Origin of the sequence: Allohoeflea poritis, from assembly GCF_027889715.1 — a bacterium.
Taxonomy (GTDB): domain Bacteria; phylum Pseudomonadota; class Alphaproteobacteria; order Rhizobiales; family Rhizobiaceae; genus Hoeflea_A; species Hoeflea_A poritis.
Genome location: NZ_JAPJZH010000002.1, coordinates 282,755 through 304,112, shown reverse-complemented (window position 1 = coordinate 304,112; position 21,358 = coordinate 282,755). Strand labels below are relative to the sequence as shown.

Genomic DNA, 21,358 nt, shown 5'->3' with positions numbered 1-21,358 from the left:
ATTCATTCTCCGATCGCCGCGTTCATTGTGTTTCTGCATTCGAGCCAAAGGTCGCACAGCACCTCAAAACGGCTCGCCATATCGTTGATTGCCTGTTCATCGGTCATCTCGCCCGCAAGCCAGCTCCGGGCGGCACCGGCGAAAATCGTGCGCCCCACGGCGAAGCCGCGCACCGCACCGACCTTCGCACAAGCGCGGAATGTCTCTTCCAGTTCCGCGATGGGGGCCTCGAGGCCCAGCACTACGATGCCGCGGCAAAGCGGATCGTGGCGTTGAATAACGGATTCGGTATTGGCCCAGGCGACCTCGGAGCCCTGCGGTTCGAGTTTCCACCAGTCGGGCTTGATGCCAAGCGCGTAAATTTCGTCCAGCGCCCGCGCGATTGTGTTGTCGTCAAGGGGGCCGTGCTTGCCGGCGACAATCTCGATCAGCAGTTCACGGCCGACCTTGCGGGCCGCCTGATAGAGCGCCAGCAGCTTCTCCTGCTGCTCCCACTTGAGATCCGCTTCATCGTCCGGGTGATAGAAGCACAGCGCCTTGATGCAGTGATCCTTGGGCCATTCCGGCAACTGCGAGCCGATATCCTGGCTGAACTCGAAGCGCAGCGGCCGGGATCCCGGGCGTTCGACGGGCCTGCCGATCCAGGAGAAATTCTGTTTCGCCGCATCGAAGAAGGCGTCGCGGCCGAAGCGCTCGTCGATGAGCATTCCGTATCCCTCGCGCCCGTTTGCCACCTGTGCCGCAGCGGCGACGGCAAGGCGTTTGAACTGCGATATGCGCTCATGCGGCACATTGAGGGCATCGGCGATTTCGGTGAGCTGCGAGCGATGATCGATGGCGAGTGCCATCAGCAGCGGAATGTCCTTGTCGCGCGTCGTGGCCCAGTGAACATGATTGATATGCTCGTCCTTGCGCAGTGCCCGGTGCGGCGACCCGTTTTCAAGGAAGCTGTTGAGTTCCGGCCAGGTCGGGATTTCCGGCGAGCACAACAGCCGCGATACGGCGAATGCGCCGCAGGCATTTGCCCAGGTGGCGCTGGTTCGGTGATCCTCACCGCGCAGCCAGCCGCGCAGGAAACCGGACATGAAGGCGTCGCCGGCGCCGAGCACATTGTAGACCTCGATGGGAAACCCATCACCGACGATGCCGTCTTCGAGATCATCCGGGATGGCGCCGTCATAGACGATGCAGCCCATGGGACCGCGCTTGAGGACGATGGTGGCGTCGCTGCAGCTGCGGATCGTGCGAAGGGCGTCGGGCAGGGTGCTTTCGCCGGAGGCGATCAGCACCTCTTCCTCGGTGCCGACGATGAGGTCGCATTCGGGCAGCACGGTTTTCATCTTTTCCGAAACCGCGCTGGAGGCGATGTAGCGTTCTTCCCCCGCCGCATGACCGGCAAGTCCCCACAGATTGGGGCGGTAGTCGATGTCGAGGATCACCTTGCCGCCGTTCTGCCGGGCAATTTGCATCGCCTTCTTCTGCGCCACATAGGGGCCGGGTTTGGAAAAATGCGTGCCGGAGACCAGTACCGACTGCGAGGAGGCGATGAACGCTGGATCGATATCGTCTTCGCAAAGCGCCATATCGGCGCAGTTTTCGCGGTAGAAGATCAACGGGAAGGTGGCGTCATCCTGAACCGAAAGCAGAACCAGCGCCGTCAGCCGCTCCGCATCGGTGACGATGCCCCGATCGTCGACGCCTTCGCGAAGCATCTGTTCGCGGATGAAGCGTCCCATCTGTTCGTCGCCGACACGGGTGACGACAGCGGATTTCAGACCGAGGCGCGCGGAACCGATGGCAATGTTGGAGGGGCAGCCGCCGACGGACTTGGCGAAACTCGTCACATCCTCCAGCCGCGAACCGATCTGCTGGCCGTAAAGATCGACCGATGACCGTCCTATCGTGATCACGTCCAGTGGCCGCGAACCGCCGCCATTTGATGCCGCTGACGCCATCTTTCAACTCCGCATGGAATAAGGTCCCGCAAGCGCGCGCTTTGGGACTGACGTCAATGAAACATTAATTCCAAAAACATGTCAATTCAGAATAAAAATTCTGTTTTGGTTTTATCGCTGTTTTTGCAGGCGGGCCTCCGCGATGGCGACCGGCAGCGCCATGCACAGGGCCATGCTGGCGGACAGCGAGCGGAAGCCGGCATAGTCGGACTCGGCAACCTCCAGCCACTCGGTCGCGCAATCGGCAAGCGGCGAAAAGGCGGAGTCGGTGATGGCGACCACCGGGACACCGGCATCCGACATCGCCCGCGCCTGGCTGATGCTGTCGGCCGCATAGGGAGAGAAACTGATCGCCAGCGCCGCATCATTGCGGCCGGCCATCGCGGCGATTTCCGGATCGATCCCGTTGGGCGACGCGATCAGGTTGTTTTTCACGCGCAGCTTGCCGAAAGCGTAGGCCATGTGTGCGACAAGCGGATAGGAACGGCGGCGCGCCAGCAGGTAGATGGTGTCGGCGCCCGCAAGGATATTGACGGCGCGTGACAGCAGTGCCGGGTCCACCAGGCTCGAAAAATCCTCAAGGGAGCGCTGGGCAGCCGCGAGGAAGCCGCGCACCAGCGCCGCTTCGCCCTTTTCATCTTCCTTGGCTGTCTTCAACGCCTCCATGCGTTCCTCGTAACTCGAGTTGCGCCCGCGAAGCCGCTCCTGGAAGACCTTTTGCAGATCGGAGAAGCCGTCATAGCCGAGCTGGTGGGCAAAGCGCACAAGCGTCGAAGGCTGAACATCGGCAGCACCGGCAATGCTGGCGGCGGTGCCGAAGGCGACTTCATCGGGATGGTCAAGCGCGTATTTCGCGACCTGTGCCAGGCGCCTCGGCAGGACGCTCCGGCGGTCGATGATCAGGCTGCGGAGCGACTCGAAATCGCGTGGCGCAAGGGTGTCTTCGTCTGCGGACAATGTGCTTCCCCTTTGAAACGTTCTTGACCTAATTTGGCACAAATGAAATAAATATTCCACAATGGAAATGATCATTTCGTTGAGAATCGATCATTCGCCCCACTCGTCTTTCTGGAGAATCCGATGGAATCTGTTGGCGTTGGCCTGATTGGTACAGGCTATATGGGCAAGTGTCACGCCTTGGCCTGGAACGCCGTAAATCCGGTTTTTGGCGATTGTCCGGACGTCCATCTGGTCCATCTTGCCGACCTGACGGATGAGCAGGCGGCGGCCAAAGCGCGGGAGCTTGGATTTGCCAAATGCACCGCTCAATGGCGGGCCGTCATCGAGGATCCGCAGGTCGACGTGGTTTCGATCACGACGCCGAACGCCTTTCACGCCGAGATGGCGATCGCCGCTCTGCAAGCCGGCAAACATGTGTGGTGCGAGAAGCCGATGGCGCCGGCCGTCGAGGATGCCGAGCGCATGCGCGAGGCGGCGCATGCCAGCGGGAAGGTGGCGATCCTCGGCTACAATTACATACAGAACCCCGTCATGCGGCATATCGGGGCGCTGTTGGAATCCGGAGAGATCGGAACCGTGCATCACGTCCGTTTCGAGATGGACGAGGATTTCATGGCCGATCCTGGAGCCCATTTCTTCTGGAAAAGCGAAGCGTCCTCAGGCTACGGCGCACTGGACGATTTTGCCGTTCACCCCCTGTCGCTAATCCATTCATTGCTGGGACCGGTGTCGCAGGTCATGGCCGACATGGCAAAGCCTTTCGAGCAGCGGCCGCTCAGGCAAGGCGGGCACCGTTCCGTGGAGACTTTCGATGTCGCGAGCGTCCTGATCCGGCTGGAAAGCGGCGCGGCTGGAACACTGTGCGTCAGCCGCTCGGCATGGGGCCGAAAGGGGCGGGTCGCCATGCAGATATTCGGCTCGCAAGGCTCGATCCTGTTCGACCAGGAGCGGATGAACGAGTTCCAGATCTACCGAAACACCGGTCACGCGGCCAACCAGGGATTCTGTACGGTTCTCGCCTCTCCCGATCATCCGCCCTATGACCGCTTCCTGCCCGCACCGGGGCACGGGCTCGGCTTCAACGACCAGAAGATCATCGAATGCCGCCAGCTGCTTGCGGCGATGTCCGGTGACGATGCGCATGTGATCGATTTCAACGAGGGGCTTGCCATCGAGCGCACCGTTCACGCGATGGCGCGATCTTTCGAGGAAGGGCGCTGGGTTTCGGTCAAGGAATAGTGCAATCGGTTGCACTTGGCACTTGACCTTGAGGGTAAACAATGGAATAAATATTCCGCTAGGTCGGTTTTTCGGTGAATACATTCCGTTTTTCGGTTCGTCATCGAATTCGATTTGCAGCGGTTTTTCGCCTCATTTTGCAAAAAGGGGCTTTCCGGAAAATGGGGGTGCCGCCGGACACCCTGGTGGAGGATTATGAAATGAAAAAACTGATACGCGGTCTTGTCGCGAGTGTGTTCGCCGTGGGCACGATGTTTGGCATCGCCACATCGGCCAATGCCGAAGGCGAGCGGATCATCCTGATCAGCCATGCGCCTGATTCCGATTCCTGGTGGAATACGATCAAGAACGGCCTGGCACTGGCCGGCGAGCATGTGAATGCCGACGTCGAATATCGCAACCCGCCGACCGGTGACATTGCCGACATGGCGCGCATTATCGAGCAGGCAGCGGCGTCCAATCCGGACGGCATCATCACGACGCTGGCCGACCCGGACGTCCTGAACGGCCCGATCCAGAACGCCGTCGCCAAGGGCATCCCGGTCATCATCATCAATTCGGGCACGCCCGAGCAGGCTGCCGAAGTCGGCGCGCTGATGTATGTCGGCCAGCCCGAATACGATGCCGGCCTTGCCGCAGGAATGCGCGCAAAGCGTGATGGCATCGGTTCGTTCCTGTGCGTGAACCATGTGGTATCGAACCCGGTCGTCGGTGAGCGCTGCCGCGGCTTTGCCGATGGTCTTGGCGTGGAACTCGGCGATTCGATGATCGATTCCGGTCAGGACCCGGCTGAAATCAAGAACCGCGTGAAGGCTTACCTTTCAGCCAATCCCAATACCGAAGCGGTGCTGACGCTGGGACCGACATCGGCCGATCCGACGATCGAGGCGCTGAAGGAAAACGGCATGGCCGGCCAGATCTATTTCGGCACGTTCGACCTCGGCACCGAAATCGTCAAGGGCATCAAGGACGGCACCATCCAGTGGGGGATTGACCAGCAGCCCTTCCTGCAGGCCTATCTGCCGGTGGTCGTCCTGGCCAACTACAACCGTTTCGGCGTTCTGCCGGGCAACAACATCAACTCCGGACCGGGTTTCGTCACCAAGGACGCCCTTTCCAAGGTTGAAGAGCACGCGGGCGAATACCGCTAGTCAAGATGACGGTCGCGGCAATGCTGCGGCCGTTTTTCGTAACGGACCGCGCCCGTAGCGTTGCGCCTGAGGGTCCGATTGTTTTGCCGGGCTGAATAACAGCCGAGGCCGTACACACAATTCAATGCATGGGCCCGCCTGGCATGCCAGGTGCGGATTGGAGGCAGATATGTCGGAAGCCGAAACCAAGGCGGAACCGCCGCAAGAGGAGGCGCATGACGAGCGCATCCGAGAGATTTCCCCGCTGCGAAAGGCGCTCATTCGCCCCGAACTCGGTTCGATCTGCGGCGTGATCCTCGTCTTTGTGTTTTTCTTTCTGATCGCCCGCGATTCAGGCATGTTCTCGCCGGAAGGCGTTATCAACTGGACGGTGGTTTCCGCCCAGTTCGCGATCATCGCCGTCGGCGCCTGCCTGCTTATGATCGCCGGCGAATTCGACCTTTCCGTAGGCTCGATGATCGGGTTTTCCGGCATCGTTATCGCATTGTTGTCCGTGACCTACGGCCTTCCCATGTGGGTTGCGATCATCGCCGCTTTCCTGATCGCCATGGGCATCGGCTGGCTCAACGGTTTTCTCGTTATCCGCACCGGGCTGCCGTCCTTTATCGTGACGCTGGCGTTTTTGTACATCCTGCGCGGACTGACCATCTTCCTGGCGATCCTGACGACCAACAAGACCATTATCGGCGGCGTGCGCGATGCAGCGGAGGGCGACTGGCTGGCATCGCTGTTCGGCGGCAAGATCCTCACCGGTTTCTTCAAGTGGATGGGCGACAATGGCTGGATACAGACATTCGTCGCCGGCAACCGTGCGGGCGATCCGGTGGTCGACGGTATTCCGATGCTGATCGTATGGGCGGTCGCGCTGATCATTTTCGGCCATGTGCTGCTCACCCGCACCCGCTTCGGCAACTGGATCTTCGCTTCGGGCGGGGACGCGCAGGCGGCCCGTTATTCGGGTGTTCCGGTCAATCGCGTGAAGATCCTGATGTTCATGTTCACCGCCTTCTGCGCGACGGTCTTTGCAACCTGCCAGGTGATGGAATTCGGCTCGGCCGCAGCGGACCGCGGTCTGCTGAAGGAGTTCGAGGCGATCATTTCGGTGGTCATCGGCGGTGCGCTGCTGACCGGCGGCTACGGTTCGGTGATCGGCGCCGCACTCGGTGCGCTGATTTTCGGCGTTGTCCAGCAGGGCCTGTTCTTCGCCGGCGTCGAAAGTTCGCTGTTCCGCGTGTTCCTCGGTGTCATTCTGCTGCTTGCCGTGATTCTCAACACCTATATCCGCCGCAGCATCACAGGGGAGCGCTGATATGAGCACGCCACTGATCGAACTGAAAAACATCGAGAAGCATTTCGGCTCCGTCATTGCGCTCAACGGCGTTTCCATTTCGGTCTATCCGGGGGAGTGCCACTGCCTGCTCGGCGACAACGGTGCCGGCAAGTCGACCTTCATCAAGACGATGGCGGGCGTGCACCAGCCGACCAGGGGCGAGATCTTCATGGACGGTCAGCAGGTCGTGTTCAACACGGCACGCGATGCCATCGAGGCCGGCATCGCCACCGTGTACCAGGATCTTGCGATGATTCCGCTGATGTCGGTGACGCGTAATTTCTGGATGGGGCGCGAGCCGCTGCGGAGTGTCGGGCCGTTGAAATTCATCGATTTCGAAATGGCCAACCGGGTGACGATGGAGGAGATGGACCGCATGGGCATTCATCTGCGCGAGCCGAGCCAGGCCGTCGGCACGTTGTCCGGCGGCGAGCGGCAGACGGTGGCGATCGCCCGTTCCGTCTATTTCGGGGCCAAGATCCTGATCCTCGACGAGCCCACCTCGGCGCTCGGCGTGCGCCAGACGTCCAACGTTCTGGCGACCATCGACAAGGTGCGCAAGAAGGGAATCGGTGTTGTCTTCATCTCCCACAATGTGCGCCACGCGCTTGCCGTGGGTGACCGGTTCACCGTTCTCAATCGCGGCCAGACGCTCGGCACCGCCAAACGCGGGGAAATCGAGGCCGAGGAGCTGCAGGACATGATGGCTGGCGGCAAGGAACTGGCGCAGCTTGAGGGATCGCTCGGCGGGACCGTCTGACTTGATCGCCGGCCGGCAATCTCCGGCCGGCGACATCCCTATTGAACGGCGCGGCGGTGGCCTGTAAGCCGTTTCGACAGATAAACTTCGATCACAGGATCAAGACAGATGAGTGTTCGTTTCGCGTTGCTCGGGGCAGGGCGCATTGGAAAGGTGCATGCCCGCGCCGTTACCGGAAACAGCGATGCCCGGCTGATCGCGGTCATGGACGCCGTTCCCGAAGCGGCGCAGAGCCTTGCAGACACGTTCGGTTGCGACGTCCGCTCGCTGGAGGAGATCGAAGCTGCCGGTGACATCGATGCCGTGGTCATCTGCACGCCGACCGACACCCATGCGGATCTCATCGAGCGCTTTGCCCGCGCCGGAAAGGCGATCTTCTGCGAAAAGCCCATTGATCTGAGCGTCGAGCGCGTGCGCGACTGCCTTGCCACGGTGCAGCAGACCGGCGCCAGGCTGATGGTCGGTTTCAACCGCCGTTTCGATCCATCCTTCCAGGCGGTGCGCGCGGCAATCGATGCGGGCCAGATCGGTGATGTGGAACTGGTCGAGCTCACCTCAAGGGATCCGGGCCCGCCGCCGGCAGACTATATCGCCAAATCGGGCGGTATTTTCCGCGATATGACCATCCATGATTTCGACATGGCACGATTTCTCCTCGGCGAGGAAATTGCCCGCGTCAGCGCGGTGGCGTCTGTTCTCGTCGACGAGGAGATCGGCCGGCTCGGCGATTTCGATACCGCAAGCGTTCTGCTTCAGACACCCAGCGGCCGGCAATGCGTGATCACCAATTCCCGCCGCGCCAGCTACGGCTATGACCAGCGTATCGAGGTGCACGGTTCGAAAGGCATGGTCGCGGCGGAAAACCAACGGCCGGTGATGATCGAGGTTGCGACGGAGCAGGGGCACCGGCGCCCGCCATTGCACGATTTCTTCATGACGCGTTACGTGGACGCCTATGCGGCGGAGATCACGGCCTTCATCGCCGCGCTGCGCGACGGTGCGGAGATTTCTCCGAACGGCGATGACGGCCTCAAGTCGCTGATTCTGGCGGATGCGGCATTGAAATCCGTAACCGAGGGACGTTTCGTCGAATTGGACTGACAAAGCCGAAGCGGCCGGGCCGCTTACTCCGCCGCGTTGGAAAATTCGAGAATGTCGCCCGGCTGGCAATCCAGGACCTCGCAGATTTTTGCAAGCGTCTCGAAGCGGATGCCCTTCACCTTGCCAGTCTTGATAAGCGACACGTTCTGCTCGCTGATGGATATCGCGGCGGCGAGGTCTTTCAGCTTCATCTTTCGCCGGGCGAGCATGACGTCCAGATTGACGATGATCTTCATGGCGCGGCTCAGATAAAGGCGGCGTTTTCGTCGTCAACGGCCTTGCCGGCCACGAAGACCTGCGCGACGAAGACGAACAGCAGCGCGGTAAAGAGTTTCGCGAGTTCAAGCGAGCCGAACGTAATGCTCAACTGGTTTTGCAGGCCGGGCGTGCCGACGGACATGATGACGCTCATGGCGGATTGCTGGACGATCTCGACGAAAACCATGGCGAGGCTGACCCAGGCGAACCGGCGAAAGCCGCTGATCGAAACTGAGGAAAACCAGCGTCCCCGCGCACTCTCAACGAAGGTGCGCCGAAGCCCTGCAAGCCCGTAGACAAAGATAAGAACGCCGATCATCTCGACGGATAGCGCGAGGAGTTTGGCGAAGGGGCTGGTTGTCGTCAGATCGACAGTACCGGCCGGATCGCCGAGGTGCTCCATTGCCAGCCATTGCGGCAGGGTGCCGACCAGCGCCGCGCCCCAGACGAGGGCGGTCAATAGCGGCAGCAGAACCATGCCGACCGTCGTTGCGACGGCGAGAACCCGGGCGAGCGTATAGATACGTTTGGCGGGCAGGCTCTCAGGGCTGCCGGATTGTGGTGAAAATGACATTTCCGTTTTCCATGTTTTTAGATGGAAAATTCATGTAAAACATGAAATTCTGAATGTCAATTGTTTTGCGCAGCCGCTATGCGGCAATCGACCTGCCGTCCTTGTCAAAGGCGAACATGCGGTTCTCGTCCGGGGTTGCGAAGAGCTTGTCATCGGCGTTGAACTTGTGCTCGCCGAACAGGCGCACGGTCAGAAGGCCGGCAGCTTCCGTCTCCATATAGAGGATCGTGTCTGCGCCGAGGTGTTCCGCATGCAGGACATTGCCAGCCCAGGTGCCAGTTTCCGGGTCCACCGAGATATGCTCCGGCCTGATGCCGATCTTGTCGGCATCGCCGCGGCCGACGCGTCCGGCGTCTATGAAATTCATCTGCGGCGAGCCGATAAAGCCGGCAACGAACATGTTCGCCGGATTGTTGTAGAGTTCCATCGGCGAGCCGATCTGCTCGACAACGCCGCTGTTGAGAACGACGATCTTGTCGGCGAGCGTCATGGCCTCGACCTGGTCGTGGGTGACGTAAATCATCGTCGCGCCGAGTTCGCGGTGCAGGCGGGCGATCTCCAGGCGCGTGTTGACGCGCAACGCGGCGTCGAGGTTCGACAGCGGCTCGTCGAACAGGAACAGCTGCGGATCGCGCACGACGGCGCGGCCGATCGCAACGCGCTGACGCTGACCGCCGGACAGTTCCGCCGGATAGCGCTCGAGATATTCGTCCAGCGACAGCATTGTCGAGGCCGCGGTGACCCGTTGCTCCACCTGGTCGGCCGGCTGGCCGGCCTGTTTCAGGCCGAGCGCCATATTGTTGCGGACCGTCAGATGCGGATACAGCGCATAGGTCTGGAAGACCATGGCAATGCCGCGCTTGGACGGCGGCAGATGACCGACGACCTCGCCGTCGATGCCGACCGATCCGGATGTTGCGTCTTCGAGGCCGGCGATAACCCGCAGCAGGGTGGATTTGCCGCAACCGGACGGGCCGACGAAGATAACGAATTCGCCATCGCTGACTTCAAGGTCGATGCCCTTGAGCACTTCGACCTGGCCGAATGATTTGCGGATGTTCTTTAATACAAGCGAGCCCAAGGTCTGCTCCTGCCTTTTCTACTGCGCCAGCCGTACCGGCTGTCCGGTCCGCACGCTCTCATCCGCCGCAAGGCACACGCTGAGGGACTGGACGGCATCTTCCATGTGGCGCGACAGATCCAGATCCTCGCGGATCGCCTTGAGGAAGAACGCCTGTTCGCGGTCGCACAGGGCCTGGTGATCCGGTTCGCCTTCCATGGAGACGAGTTCGTCCGGTGTCGAAAATTCCCCGTCGATGCCGGTTTCCGCGCGGTGGATGCGGATACGCTGGGTCTGCGTATGGGTGTCGATGTCATCCGACTTGGCGTTCTCGTCCATGACGATCGATACGCAGCCTTTCGGGGAAATCACGTCTTTGACGAAAAAGGCCGTCTCCGACATCATCGGCCCCCAGCCGGCCTCGTACCAGCCGACGGAACCGTCTTCGAACAGGACCTGCAAGTGGCCGTAATTGTACATCCACTCCTCGACCTCCTCGGAGAGCCGCAGCCCCATGCCGCGTACCTCGACCGGTTTGGCATCGACGATCTGGCACATGACGTCGACATAGTGCACGCCGCAATCGACGATCGGCGAGGTGGTCTGCATCAGCTGCTTGTGGGTCCGCCAGGTTGCTCCGCTTGACTGCTGATTGAGGTTCATCCGGAAAACGTAGGGACCGCCCAGATTGCGTGCTTCCTCGATCAGCCGGATCCAGGACGGGTGATGGCGAAGAATATAGCCGATGACCAGCTTTCTGCCGTTTGCCGTGGCGCAGTCGACCACCCGGCGCGCGTCGGCCACCGTTGTGGCCAGCGGTTTTTCGACGAAGACATGGCAGCCTGCCTCAAGCGCACGCACGGCAAAATCCGCATGGCTGTCTGAATAGGTGTTGATGGAAACCGCATCTGGTTTCAATTCGTCGAGCGCCTCCTCGAAGGCGGGATGAATGCCGTAGCCGGCAAGCGCTTCCGGCAGCTCGACGATCGACCGGTTGACGAGACCGGCGATCTCGAAACCGGGGTTGTGGTGATAGGCGAGGGCGTGGCTGCGGCCCATATTGCCGAGCCCGGCGACCATGACACGCAAGGGTTTTTCGGTCATTTGACTGCTCCTGCTGTGATGCCGCGGATGAGCTGGCGCGAGAAGATGACATAGAGGACAAGGACCGGCAGGATTGCCAGGGAAAGGGCCGAAAGGACCGCGTTCCAGTTGGTGACGAACTGGCCGATAAAGACCTGGGCGCCCAGCGTGATGGTCTTGGTTTCTTCGGCCGGCGCCAGGATCAGCGGGAACCAGAGGTCGTTCCAGATCGGGATCATCGTGAAGACAGCGACGGTCGCCATGGCGGGACGCACCAGGGGCAATACCAGCCGCAGGAAGATGCGGTACTCCGACAGGCCGTCGATGCGGCCGGCATCCTTCAGGTCGGCTGAAAGCTGCCGCATGAATTCCGACAGGATGAAGATCGCCAGCGGAAGGCCTTGCGCGGTGTAGACGAGGATCAGCGCCGTCAGTGTATTGACCAGGCCGCTGGCCACCATCAGCTTGAGGATTGCGACCGTGCCCAGCCGGATCGGGATCATGATGCCGAGGGCCAGGTAAAGGCCCATCAGGGAATTGCCGCGGAAACGGTATTCCGACAGCGCGAAGGCTGCCATGGCGCCGAACAGCAGCACGAAAAACAGCGACACCACGGTGACGATCAGGCTGTTCTGGAAATAGAGGAAGAAATCGCCCTGCGCGAGCACCGTCTCGTAGCCGATCAGGCTGAACGTTTCCTGGTCGGGCAGGGACAGCGGCGAGCGGAAGATCGCCTTGCGGGACTTGAAGGAGTTGATGATGATCACGACGACCGGAAACAGCGCAATGATCGTGTAGGTCGCCAGAATGGCGTGCGCTGCGAATGACCGGGTGACGGAATGGGTTGCCTTCGCCATGCCAGCCTCAGAACTGATAGCGGCGTAGCCGCGTCTGGATGCCGAAGAGGTAAAGCGAAACGCCGGCAAGGATGATGAGGAACATGACGGAAGCGATGGTCGAACCCATATTCGGATCGCCGATCTGAAGCTGGAAGCCGAAGAAGGTGCGGTAGAGGAACGTGCCGAGGATGTCCGTCGCGTAGTCGGGCCCGGCGAGCGCCCCTTGCGTCGTGTAGATCAGGTCGAAGGCGTTGAAGTTTCCGACGAAGGTCAGGATCGAGATGATGCCGATCGAGGGCAGCACCAGCGGCAGCTTGATCTTCCAGAACTGGCTCATGCCGGTTATGCCGTCGCATTCGGCGGCTTCGAGCACTTCGTCCGGGATGGACAGAAGCGCCGCGTAAATCAGCATCATCGGAATTCCGATGAACTGCCACACGGAAATCAGGCTGAGCGTTGTGAGCGCATATTCGGTCTTGCCGAGCCAGGGCGCGAAAAGGCTTTTCAGGCCGACGGCGTCCAGCATGTCCGGCGCAATGCCCCAGAGCGGGCTCAGGATCAGCTTCCAGGCGAAGCCGACGATGACGAAGGACAAGATCGTGGGCACGAAAATGGCGGTGCGATAGAACACCGAGAAACGCAGTTTCGGGCTGGAAAGAAGCGCCGCGAAGAGGATGCCGAGCGGGTTCTGCACCAGCATGTGGATGATGAAGAACCAGGTGTTGTTGAAGAGCGCGTTCCAGAAGGATTCCGACCAGCGCGGATCGCCGAACAGGATGCGGAAATTGTCAAAGCCAACAAAGACCTGGCTCTGGTCGACTTCCCGGAACAGCGACAATTGCAACGTGCCGAAGAGCGGCAGGATCATGATCGCCGTATAGATGAGCACGGCCGGCGCGAGAAAAACCGCGATGTGCCAGCGCACCGGTTTTTTCTTTTGCTCTGAAGCGCTCATGGATGTCCCCGGATGCAATCAAAGATCCGGGCCGGCATCCCACCGGCCCGGACAACTCGCTTACTTGTGGTTTTCGTACCAGCTTGCAAGGCCGTCCTGCAGTCGCTTGGCTGCATCCTGCGGCGCTTCCGTTCCACGGATGACGTTGGCCGATGCGTTCCAGGTCTCGTTCTCGAGGTTTGGCGTGCCGCGCGACAGAATCTGGTAGGTCGAGCGGATGGTCGAGTTGCACTTGCCGCGCCAGGAGACGAATTCCTGGGCCAGCGCATCGTCCATTTTCACGTCATGATTCGACAGCGAGAAGAAGCCCGGCAGCGAATTGGCGTAGAGCGTGGCAAATTCTTCCGAGCCCACCCAGTTGAGGAACGCCTTGGCGGCTTCCGGATTGGCGGTCTTCGGGTTCATGCCGATCGCGATATCCGTGTGGTCGGAGATGTAGCAATCGTCGCCGGCATTGCGGACGGGCGGCGGGAAGGCGCCCATCTTGAAATCGGCCAGGTTGTTGAAGCCCGAGATTTCCCAGGAGCCGGCCGGATAGATGGCGGCGCGGCCGAGGGTGAACATGTTCTGGCTGTCCGGATAGGTCTGTGCTTCGAAGCCGTCGCCCAGATAGTCCTTCCACTTGGCCAGGGTCTCATAGGGCTGCACCCAGACGTCGTCCGTGAGCTTCTGGTCACCCTTGATCAGCGCGAGCCGTCCTTCCTCGCCCTTCCAGTAGTTCGGGCCGATGTTCTGGTAACCCATCGTCGCGGCTTCCCACTGGTCATTCGTGCCCATGGCCATGGGCACGTAATTGCCGTCTTCCTTGATCTTGTCGAGCGCGGCAAAGAGTTCCGCCTCGGTCTGCGGCACGGAAAGTCCGAGCTCGTCGAAGGCGTCCTTGTTGTAGATGAAGCCGTGGATCACCGATGCCATGGGCACGCAGAACTGCACCGATCCGTCATCGGTGGACCAGCCGGATTTGGCGACATCGGAGAAATTCTTCATGCCTTCCAGATCGGTTACGGCTGCCAGATGGCCGTCCTCGTAAAGCGCCAGCGAGGCGTCGAAGGGGCGGCAGGTGATCAGATCGCCGGCCGAACCTGCTTCCAGCTTCGAGTTCAGGACCGCATTGTATTCGGCAGGCGCCGAGGGGGTGAACTTGACTTTGATGCCGGGGTGCTTGGCCTCAAATGCCGGAATCAGCTTGGACTGCCAGATTTCCAGGTCGTCATTGCGCCAGCTTTCGATGGTCAGCTCGGCATCCTGCGCCTGCGCGTAGCCGATGCTGCACAGAAGCGTCGATGCGAGAAGCAGCCCTTTGAGTGATGTGCTCTTCATGGTTTTCTCCCTGATGTTGCGCCGCTCAGGCGCGTTGCTTTTCAGGACCTTGGCCCTGATCCAGTGCGGCCCGGGCGGACCGTACATTACCGTTATGTGTGTTGAGCAGGTGTCGTGCGGCATCCATGTTGGCGGCGCCGCAGGCAAGCAGGATAGCGATCTTAACCGAGCCGTCAGACTGTTCCAGACAGTGCGACGCCGTGTCGTCGGTACAGCCCGCGATGTCGGAAATCATGTTGAGGGCGCGCGAGCGAAGCTTGGCGTTCTCGATGCTCAGATTGACCATGTGGCCGTCGACGACGTGGCCGAGTTCGATCGCCATCAAGGTGGACATCAGATTGAGCGCGATCTTCTGCGCGGTTCCTGCGCCCATGCGTGTCGAACCTGCGATCAATTCCGGCGGTGTCGGAAGCAATATCGGTGTGCCGGCCATTTCCAGAAGGGGAGAGCCGGCATTGTTGGCGATGCCGATGGTTGCCGTTCCGCGCTCATGCGCGTGGGTCATGGCGCCGAGCGCATAGGGCGTCGATCCGCTGGCGGAAACGGCGATCATGCAATCATTGTCGCCGAGATTGCTCTTGTCGACATCGCGCACGCCAAGCTCGTAGTCGTCTTCGGGGCCGCCGCGAAATGTATCCAGCCATGGCGGACCGCCGGCAAACAGGATGCTGATCTGCTTGCGGTCGATGCCGAAGGTTCCCGGTAGTTCCAATGCATCGGACATGGCCATCAGTCCGGAACTGCCTGCCGCGGCATAGGCGAGGGTGCCACCAGAGCGGATCGTCCTTGCTGTTATTCGGGATGCGGAGGCGATGGCATCGGCTGCCGGGCGCACGCTGGCCGCAGCTTCCGTCTGGCCGTCCATGAGCAAGGCGAGAATGGCCTCGGGCTGTTTGAGATCCAGCCCGGCCGCTTGCTCGTGTGACGTCTCCGTGACGGTTTTGCGCATATGGTCCTCCCATGGGCAATAATGCCAAAAAAATACCAATTGTCCAGATACGCACTCAGAAAAATTAACCATATTCATGCGCACCTTGTATTTTTGGCTTTTTAAACATGGATATATGCTGAAACTGAATTTTTTTGCGGCCACCCCTTGGTTAATGGTATTTTATTGGTATTATAGCCTGCGGGAGGTTTTGATGACCGCGTATTTTATCGGGATCGATGGTGGTGGAACCAGTTGCCGGGCCGCGTTGGCGGCGGGCGACGGAACCGTTCTTGGAAGGGGAAAGAGCGGTGCGGCCAATATCCTGACCGATCCCGAAGGCGGCCTTCGGCACATTATCGAGGCGGCGGAAAAGGCCTGTGAGGAAGCGGGTCTCGAAACGACTGTGTTCGGGTCCTGTCATGTCGTTCTCGGCCTTGCCGGCGCCAATGTCGAAAAGACGGTTGCCACGGTGCGGAAGAGGCTTCCTTTCGGTAACTGCGCGGTCGAATCCGATGCGCTGATCGCCGTGCACGGGGCGCTCGGAACACAGGACGGCGCGGCTGCGATCCTCGGGACCGGATCGGTCTTCGGTGCCAAGAAAGGCCACCGCGTGCGTACGATCGGCGGCTGGGGTTTCCTTGTCGGCGATCAGGGAAGCGGGGCGGTGCTCGGAAGGCGACTGATGCAGGAAGCCCTGCTTGCCCATGACGGCGTGCGGGCCGCGTCACCCGTAACCGGCAAGCTCCTGGACGCGTTTGATAAAGATCCGCGAAAGCTGGTGGCGTTTGCCCATGATGCCGCGCCCGGCGATTTTGCGCGCTACGCGCCGATCGTCTTCGAATTTGCCCACAAAGGCGATCCTGTTGCCGAGAAACTCGTGTGCGAGGCGGCGGCGCAGGTCGACGAGGCGATCAGCGTCGTTCTGGCCATGAGCGAACCGAGACTGTGCCTGCTCGGCGGTCTCGCGGCTCCATTCGAGCCGTGGCTGAGGCCGGAGCACCGGGCTTGCGTGACGACGGCGAAAGGCGATGCGCTGGATGGTGCGGTTTCGCTGGCGATAGAGCGGTTCTCTTTGAAGGACAGGGCACATGCCTGATCGGTTCGAACGGATCTTCGCCGGTGAGAACGGGCTGGCTGCCGGAAGCGGTCCGCTTTACATCAGGTTGCGAAACCGGGTCGAGCGGGCGATCAGCGACGGACTTCTCGGTGACGGCGATGCGCTTCCGTCGGAACGCGATATCGCCGAATTGGCCGATGTGTCGCGCGTGACCGTCCGCAAGGCCGTACAGGATCTCGTGCGCGACGGCGTGCTCGTGCAGCGCCATGGCTCCGGCACCTTCGTTTCCAAACCGGTTGCCCGGGTTGAGCAGCCTTTGTCCCGCCTGACCTCCTTTACCGAGGACATGTCGCGCCGCGGCTGGAATGCCCGCTCGCAGTGGCTGCAAAGGGGTATTTTCGCACCGTCGCCGGAAGAGATGGTGGCACTCGGTCTTGCGCCGGGAGACGAGGTGGTGCGCATCGACCGGTTGCGCATTGCCGATGAAATGCCCCTGGCGATCGAGCGGGCCTCGATTTCAACGCAGATGCTTCCCGACCCTCAAAAGGTCGACACATCACTTTACGCGGCGCTCGATGTCTACGGCTTTCGGCCGGTTCGCGCGCTGCAGCGTATCTCGGCGACAAATCTGCGCGCCGAGGATGCCGGGCTGCTCGGTCTCGAGGCGGGCGACGCCGGCTTGAGGATCGAGCGGATATCCTATCTGGAATCTGGACGGGTGGTAGAGTTCACGCGCTCGCTCTATCGCGGCGATGCCTATGATTTTGTAGCCGAGCTGACCATCGGCAAGAACTAGAAAACGACACGCAAACGGTTCGGAAAGGACATCAAATCGTGACAAACATGCGCAAGGAGATCGAAGAGATACCGGTTGCCGCGCAGCGGCTGGTCGACTGGCTCTCACCGATGTTGCCCGCCATCGGCAGCACCTTGCGGGCGCGCAATCCGGCCTTTGTCACCACGATTGCGCGCGGCTCGTCCGATCATGCCGCCGCGTTTCTGAAATATGCCATCGAACTGAAGGCGGGTCTTGCCGTCGCCTCCGTCGGCCCGTCGGTCGCATCGATCTATGGCGCACGCTTGTCGCTGGACAACGCGCTGTGCATCTCGATATCGCAATCCGGGCAAAGCCCCGACATCGTTGCCCTGCAAAAGGCCGCCTCGGCGGGCGGCGCGCTCACGGTTTCGCTGACCAATGACGAGAAAGCGCCGCTTGCCGTGCAGAGCGACCTTGCCGTGGACATACGCGCCGGAACCGAAAAAGGCGTTGCCGCGACAAAGACCTATGTCAATTCGGTGCTGTCCGGCCTTCTGCTCCTGGCCGCCTGGACGGGGGACGAAGAACTCATGAAGGCGCTGGAGAAGCTGCCGGGCCAGCTTGAGAAGGCTGTTTCGCTCGACTGGTCGTCCATCCGTCCGGATATCGAAAACGGACGTTCGCTGTTTATACTCGGTCGCGGTCCGTCACTTGCCATCGCCCATGAGGCGGCACTGAAATTCAAGGAAAACTGCAACCTACATGCCGAAGCGTATAGCGCGGCAGAAGTGCTGCATGGGCCGGTTTCGCTGGTCGGACGCGGTTTCCCGGTGCTGGCGCTGGCCGCGCGTGACAAGGCGGAGGAGGCCATGGTCTCGACCGCCGAAGCGATGGCGGGCGATGGCGCCGCCGTTCATATAACCTCGGTGCGGGCCGACAAGGCGCAGGTGTTGCCGTTCGTCGATACGGGCCATCCGCTGACCGACGCCCTGGCGCTCATCGTTCCATTCTACGGTTTTGTCGAAGCGCTGGCGCGCCGGATGGGCCTTGATCCGGATCGGCCCGAGAAGCTCAAAAAGGTGACGGAGACCACATGACGTCTCAGTCCGCGATCTGCGCACCTTCGATCTTCGACGGTTCCGAATGGCATTCGGATGCAGCCGTGCTGTTCGGCGCGGGCAGGGTGACCGGAATAGTCCCGACGTCGCGCCTGCCGGACAGCCTGCCGGTAACGCGCCTGCAAGCCGGCATGCTCGTTCCGGGCTTTGTCGACCTGCAGGTCAATGGCGGCGGCGGTGTCCTGATGAATGACGATCCGAGCGTCGAGACCATCGAAACGATCTGCCGGGCCCACAGCCGTTTCGGCACGACCGCGCTGTTGCCGACGCTGATTACGGATACCGCGGAGCGCACGGCGCAGGCGATCGATGCCGCAACTGCCGCGCTACAGCGTACCGTGCCCGGTTGTCTCGGGCTTCATCTCGAGGGCCCGCATTTGTCGCAGGCGCGGCGCGGCGCGCATGATCCCGAACTGGTGCGCCCGGCGCGGGACGCGGATATCGAACGTCTGCTTGCGGCCGGGAAGGCGATCGGCAATCTGTTGGTCACCGCAGCGCCGGAGGCGGTCACGACAGCGCAGGTCCGTGCGTTGTCAGATGCCGGCATCAAGGTCAGTCTCGGGCACAGCGATGCGGACAGAGGCACGGCGTCCGACATGGTTTCGGCCGGCGCGTCACTCTTTACCCACCTCTTCAACGCCATGAGCCCGCTGGGTCACCGCGAGCCCGGCATGGTCGGGGCGGCCTTGTCGGAACCGGGTGTATCGGCGGGGATGATTGCCGACGGTATCCATGTCGACCCGGCCTCGATGGGTATCGCCATTCGCGGCAAGGAGGGGCCAGGCAGGATTTTCCTCGTCACCGACGCCATGTCGACAATCGGCAGCGAGCGCACCGAATTCACCCTCAACGGACGAACGGTCTATCGGTCCGATGGACGCCTCACCCTCAAGGACGGAACGCTGGCCGGGGCCGATATCGATATGATCGCATCGGTGCGGGTGCTCGTCGAACAGGTTGGCATCGACTTGGGCGAGGCATTGCGCATGGCCTCGCTCTATCCCGCGCGTGCCATGGGCGTTGCTGCCGGCCACGGCCATATCGGCGAGGATGCGCGCGCCGACTTCGTGCATCTGTCGGACGATCTGGCGGTCGAGCGGGTCTGGATCGGCGGCGAGGACGTCTTCAACGCTGACTAGAAAAGCAGCAATGACGGCTTCTGGCCGGCGTCCTCCTCCTCATCATCTTGTTCTTCCCGCACCTGTTGGGTGATCGGCACGCCGGTGGCGTCCGGAAGGAAGCCGAAATTGTCGTCAATCGCCTCGTATGCACCGGATTTCTGGAATGCGCCGACATTCAGGCCCTCGGGAATTTCGAACCACACGCCATCGGGCAGGATGATCGTCATGGCGATCGAACTGCCATGGGCCGGCGAGCCCTCCGATATGCTCAAATCCGGCCGGGCCGCTTCCGGGTGGGCGAATTCGGGCGAGCAGCCCCGTGAGCGGTCACCAAGTGCAAACCCCCGGTCTCGCAGCGCTTGCGGAAAATCCAGATCCTCGACGATGTCGCCGTCAAAGATGATGCCGTAATCCTCCTCGCTCCACTCGCGGGTGAAGTGCGTTTCGAGATTATCGCTGAATTCGGCTGCGGATGCGGTCGTCGTTGAAACATTATGCAGCTTGCCGGTCTTGCCAAACATTCTTGCATTGGCCGGATCGCCGAAACCGATGGCGTTGTTGTGGTGACGCAGCTTTCCGAGCGCGCCCTTGGGAAAGATGCCTTTGCCCTTCCGGTAGTACCAGGAATTGAAGAAGACGTGGATGCCGCCTTCGTTTTCCTGATCACCACCGAGTTTGAAATGCGAGCATTTGGTGCGCTCGCCGGGCTCCGGCAGCATGCTCGGCGGGTTGTTGACCCAGCCGTAATTGCCGTAGACGTAGAACCAGCCGGCCCGTTGCAATTCGAAGGAGAACGGCCGGTAGCAGTCGGCAAATGTGTTGTGCCGGATAACCCAGTTCCAGGCATAGTCTTCCGGCTCGATGACGTTGTCGCGGATACGCGTGAAGCTATTGCCTTCGATCAGAACGTTGGCCGAAGCCCGCCTTCCGTTGTTGAATTCCAGTCCGATGGCGTCGATGCCCGGCGCCAGACGGTCGGCGCGGTTGAAGAAATGGATGCCGTTGAATGCGTCGCATATCCGGTTGTTGCGGATGATGATGTTGCCGGCCACGTCCCAGGCACGGAAAAAGTCCCCGTCCCAGGCGCGGTAATCACCCTTCGGATCGACCGCGATACCATTGGTGTTCTTCTTCGAACCGTGTATCAGCCGCCACGGGATCCGGTTCCACATGTCATTGTCGGCGCTGACATCCTGCTTCCAGTCGCAGTTGCTGACGGTGATGTCCCGCGTGGTCAGGCCGTTGGCCCCGATGGCGATTGTGCCTTCCCGGAACGAAAGCCGATCGAGTGTCACGTGCTGGCATTCGTCCAGATAAACGGCCGTCGGCCAGCAACGCAGGAAGCTCAGACCCCGCAGAACGATGTGCTGGCAGTGTATGAATGCCAATGCCGCCTCGTCGGCCGTCTGGCCGACGCTCGGATAATACCCGGCGGCCTGGCGGCGCATGGCCGTGAGGTTGGCTATCCGGCCGTACTTCTCGAGCGACATGCCGCTCGTGAAGACCGCGCCTTCCTCCGCCCGGATGATGATCGGATGGTTTGCCGTTCCGCGAACGCCGTTCAGTACGAGAGGGTGGCGGTATAACCCTTCCTCGAGCACCAGCGTGTCGCCGGCGCGCAATTTCGCGCAACGCCTGGCGATGTTCGATGGTTTTGCTCTTTTGACGCGCATGCCTGCGTGTGTCCGGCCCGGTTTACAGCACAAGGCGGCAATGTCGCACCGGTCATCCGCGTTTACAAGCAAACCTGCTGCTTTGCGTTAACGGCTTTGGTGGTGCCGGACGGCCT

At 61.1% G+C, this 21,358-nt stretch carries 20 protein-coding genes; 9 read left to right on the top strand and 11 right to left on the bottom strand.

Annotated elements, in window-relative coordinates:
• Positions 1–2 precede the first annotated feature (2 nt).
• Together OOZ53_RS04435 and OOZ53_RS04430 are read right to left on the bottom strand one after the other, a co-directional pair.
• Positions 3–1,955 (bottom strand): bifunctional 5-dehydro-2-deoxygluconokinase/5-dehydro-2-deoxyphosphogluconate aldolase, encoded by a 1,953-nt coding sequence (locus OOZ53_RS04435; RefSeq protein ID WP_271088113.1) that lies wholly within the window; start codon positions 1,953–1,955, stop codon positions 3–5.
• Between the two features lie 111 nt (positions 1,956–2,066).
• Positions 2,067–2,912 (bottom strand): MurR/RpiR family transcriptional regulator, encoded by an 846-nt coding sequence (locus OOZ53_RS04430; RefSeq protein WP_271088112.1) that lies wholly within the window; start codon positions 2,910–2,912, stop codon positions 2,067–2,069.
• A 123-nt stretch (positions 2,913–3,035) separates the two neighbouring features.
• On the opposite strand from OOZ53_RS04430, the gene OOZ53_RS04425 reads away from it, so the two are divergent.
• The 5 genes from OOZ53_RS04425 (at position 3,036) to iolG (ending at position 8,496) form a co-directional block, all read left to right on the top strand.
• Positions 3,036–4,154, top strand: a complete 1,119-nt coding sequence (locus OOZ53_RS04425) for a Gfo/Idh/MocA family protein (protein WP_271088110.1) — start codon at positions 3,036–3,038, stop codon at positions 4,152–4,154.
• A 200-nt stretch (positions 4,155–4,354) separates the two neighbouring features.
• Positions 4,355–5,305: a sugar ABC transporter substrate-binding protein gene (locus OOZ53_RS04420; RefSeq protein WP_271088109.1), complete on the top strand. Its 951-nt coding sequence runs from the start codon at positions 4,355–4,357 to the stop codon at positions 5,303–5,305.
• A gap of 169 nt (positions 5,306–5,474) precedes the next feature.
• The gene (locus OOZ53_RS04415; protein ID WP_271088108.1) at positions 5,475–6,614 is read left to right on the top strand and encodes an ABC transporter permease; all 1,140 of its coding nucleotides are present in this window, start codon (positions 5,475–5,477) and stop codon (positions 6,612–6,614) included.
• Between the two features lies 1 nt (position 6,615).
• Positions 6,616–7,395, top strand: coding sequence for an ATP-binding cassette domain-containing protein (locus OOZ53_RS04410; RefSeq protein WP_271088107.1), 780 nt, complete (start codon positions 6,616–6,618; stop codon positions 7,393–7,395).
• Positions 7,396–7,503: 108 nt separating this feature from the next.
• Positions 7,504–8,496: an inositol 2-dehydrogenase gene (gene iolG / locus OOZ53_RS04405; protein ID WP_271088106.1), complete on the top strand. Its 993-nt coding sequence runs from the start codon at positions 7,504–7,506 to the stop codon at positions 8,494–8,496.
• 23 nt (positions 8,497–8,519) lie between these two features.
• On the opposite strand, the gene OOZ53_RS04400 is transcribed toward iolG, so the two are convergent.
• The 8 genes from OOZ53_RS04400 to OOZ53_RS04365 form a co-directional block, all read right to left on the bottom strand.
• Positions 8,520–8,732, bottom strand: coding sequence for a helix-turn-helix domain-containing protein (locus tag OOZ53_RS04400; protein WP_271088105.1), 213 nt, complete (start codon positions 8,730–8,732; stop codon positions 8,520–8,522).
• Positions 8,733–8,740: 8 nt separating this feature from the next.
• Positions 8,741–9,328, bottom strand: coding sequence for a hypothetical protein (locus OOZ53_RS04395; RefSeq protein ID WP_271088104.1), 588 nt, complete (start codon positions 9,326–9,328; stop codon positions 8,741–8,743).
• Positions 9,329–9,404: 76 nt separating this feature from the next.
• Entirely contained in the window at positions 9,405–10,409 is a 1,005-nt protein-coding gene (locus OOZ53_RS04390) for an ABC transporter ATP-binding protein (protein ID WP_271088103.1), read from the bottom strand.
• An 18-nt stretch (positions 10,410–10,427) separates the two neighbouring features.
• A complete protein-coding gene (locus OOZ53_RS04385) occupies positions 10,428–11,492 on the bottom strand; it encodes a Gfo/Idh/MocA family protein (protein WP_271088102.1) in 1,065 nt (354 codons plus the stop codon).
• Positions 11,489–12,328, bottom strand: a complete 840-nt coding sequence (locus tag OOZ53_RS04380) for a carbohydrate ABC transporter permease (RefSeq protein WP_271088101.1) — start codon at positions 12,326–12,328, stop codon at positions 11,489–11,491. The genes OOZ53_RS04385 and OOZ53_RS04380 overlap by 4 nt, the downstream gene beginning before the upstream one ends.
• 7 nt (positions 12,329–12,335) lie before the next feature.
• Complete coding sequence (locus OOZ53_RS04375; protein ID WP_271088100.1) at positions 12,336–13,265, bottom strand: carbohydrate ABC transporter permease; 930 nt, start codon at positions 13,263–13,265, stop codon at positions 12,336–12,338.
• Between the two features lie 60 nt (positions 13,266–13,325).
• Entirely contained in the window at positions 13,326–14,585 is a 1,260-nt protein-coding gene (locus OOZ53_RS04370) for an ABC transporter substrate-binding protein (protein ID WP_271088099.1), read from the bottom strand.
• A gap of 25 nt (positions 14,586–14,610) precedes the next feature.
• Positions 14,611–15,534 carry an N-acetylmuramic acid 6-phosphate etherase gene (locus tag OOZ53_RS04365; protein WP_271088098.1) on the bottom strand — a complete coding sequence of 308 codons (924 nt, stop codon included), beginning with the start codon at positions 15,532–15,534 and terminating at the stop codon, positions 14,611–14,613.
• Positions 15,535–15,727: 193 nt separating this feature from the next.
• Here OOZ53_RS04365 and OOZ53_RS04360 point away from each other — a divergent pair, with 193 nt between their 5' ends.
• The 4 genes from OOZ53_RS04360 to nagA are packed head-to-tail and all read left to right on the top strand — an operon-like array spanning position 15,728 to position 19,587.
• Complete coding sequence (locus OOZ53_RS04360; RefSeq protein ID WP_271088097.1) at positions 15,728–16,612, top strand: glucosamine kinase nucleotide-binding domain-containing protein; 885 nt, start codon at positions 15,728–15,730, stop codon at positions 16,610–16,612.
• Entirely contained in the window at positions 16,605–17,369 is a 765-nt protein-coding gene (locus OOZ53_RS04355) for a GntR family transcriptional regulator (protein ID WP_271088096.1), read from the top strand. Before OOZ53_RS04360 ends, OOZ53_RS04355 begins: the two co-directional genes overlap by 8 nt.
• A 47-nt stretch (positions 17,370–17,416) precedes the next feature.
• Positions 17,417–18,427, top strand: coding sequence for an SIS domain-containing protein (locus OOZ53_RS04350; RefSeq protein ID WP_271088289.1), 1,011 nt, complete (start codon positions 17,417–17,419; stop codon positions 18,425–18,427).
• Positions 18,424–19,587: an N-acetylglucosamine-6-phosphate deacetylase gene (gene nagA, locus OOZ53_RS04345; RefSeq protein WP_271088095.1), complete on the top strand. Its 1,164-nt coding sequence runs from the start codon at positions 18,424–18,426 to the stop codon at positions 19,585–19,587. Before OOZ53_RS04350 ends, nagA begins: the two co-directional genes overlap by 4 nt.
• Here the strand turns inward: nagA and OOZ53_RS04340 are convergent.
• Entirely contained in the window at positions 19,584–21,242 is a 1,659-nt protein-coding gene (locus OOZ53_RS04340) for a right-handed parallel beta-helix repeat-containing protein (protein WP_271088094.1), read from the bottom strand. The two genes, nagA and OOZ53_RS04340, sit on opposite strands and share 4 nt — an antisense overlap.
• Positions 21,243–21,358: the final 116 nt, after the last annotated feature.

Coding starts and splice junctions, on each gene's coding strand:
- OOZ53_RS04435 (WP_271088113.1), bottom strand. CDS start 1,955: ATGGCGTCAGCGGCATCAAATGGCGGCGGTTCGCGGCCACTGGACGTG.
- OOZ53_RS04425 (WP_271088110.1), top strand. CDS start 3,036: ATGGAATCTGTTGGCGTTGGCCTGATTGGTACAGGCTATATGGGCAAG.
- OOZ53_RS04420 (WP_271088109.1), top strand. CDS start 4,355: ATGAAAAAACTGATACGCGGTCTTGTCGCGAGTGTGTTCGCCGTGGGC.
- OOZ53_RS04415 (WP_271088108.1), top strand. CDS start 5,475: ATGTCGGAAGCCGAAACCAAGGCGGAACCGCCGCAAGAGGAGGCGCAT.
- OOZ53_RS04410 (WP_271088107.1), top strand. CDS start 6,616: ATGAGCACGCCACTGATCGAACTGAAAAACATCGAGAAGCATTTCGGC.
- iolG (WP_271088106.1), top strand. CDS start 7,504: ATGAGTGTTCGTTTCGCGTTGCTCGGGGCAGGGCGCATTGGAAAGGTG.
- OOZ53_RS04400 (WP_271088105.1), bottom strand. CDS start 8,732: ATGAAGATCATCGTCAATCTGGACGTCATGCTCGCCCGGCGAAAGATG.
- OOZ53_RS04395 (WP_271088104.1), bottom strand. CDS start 9,328: ATGTCATTTTCACCACAATCCGGCAGCCCTGAGAGCCTGCCCGCCAAA.
- OOZ53_RS04385 (WP_271088102.1), bottom strand. CDS start 11,492: ATGACCGAAAAACCCTTGCGTGTCATGGTCGCCGGGCTCGGCAATATG.
- OOZ53_RS04380 (WP_271088101.1), bottom strand. CDS start 12,328: ATGGCGAAGGCAACCCATTCCGTCACCCGGTCATTCGCAGCGCACGCC.
- OOZ53_RS04375 (WP_271088100.1), bottom strand. CDS start 13,265: ATGAGCGCTTCAGAGCAAAAGAAAAAACCGGTGCGCTGGCACATCGCG.
- OOZ53_RS04370 (WP_271088099.1), bottom strand. CDS start 14,585: ATGAAGAGCACATCACTCAAAGGGCTGCTTCTCGCATCGACGCTTCTG.
- OOZ53_RS04365 (WP_271088098.1), bottom strand. CDS start 15,534: ATGCGCAAAACCGTCACGGAGACGTCACACGAGCAAGCGGCCGGGCTG.
- OOZ53_RS04360 (WP_271088097.1), top strand. CDS start 15,728: ATGACCGCGTATTTTATCGGGATCGATGGTGGTGGAACCAGTTGCCGG.
- OOZ53_RS04355 (WP_271088096.1), top strand. CDS start 16,605: ATGCCTGATCGGTTCGAACGGATCTTCGCCGGTGAGAACGGGCTGGCT.
- OOZ53_RS04350 (WP_271088289.1), top strand. CDS start 17,417: ATGCGCAAGGAGATCGAAGAGATACCGGTTGCCGCGCAGCGGCTGGTC.
- nagA (WP_271088095.1), top strand. CDS start 18,424: ATGACGTCTCAGTCCGCGATCTGCGCACCTTCGATCTTCGACGGTTCC.
- OOZ53_RS04340 (WP_271088094.1), bottom strand. CDS start 21,242: ATGCGCGTCAAAAGAGCAAAACCATCGAACATCGCCAGGCGTTGCGCG.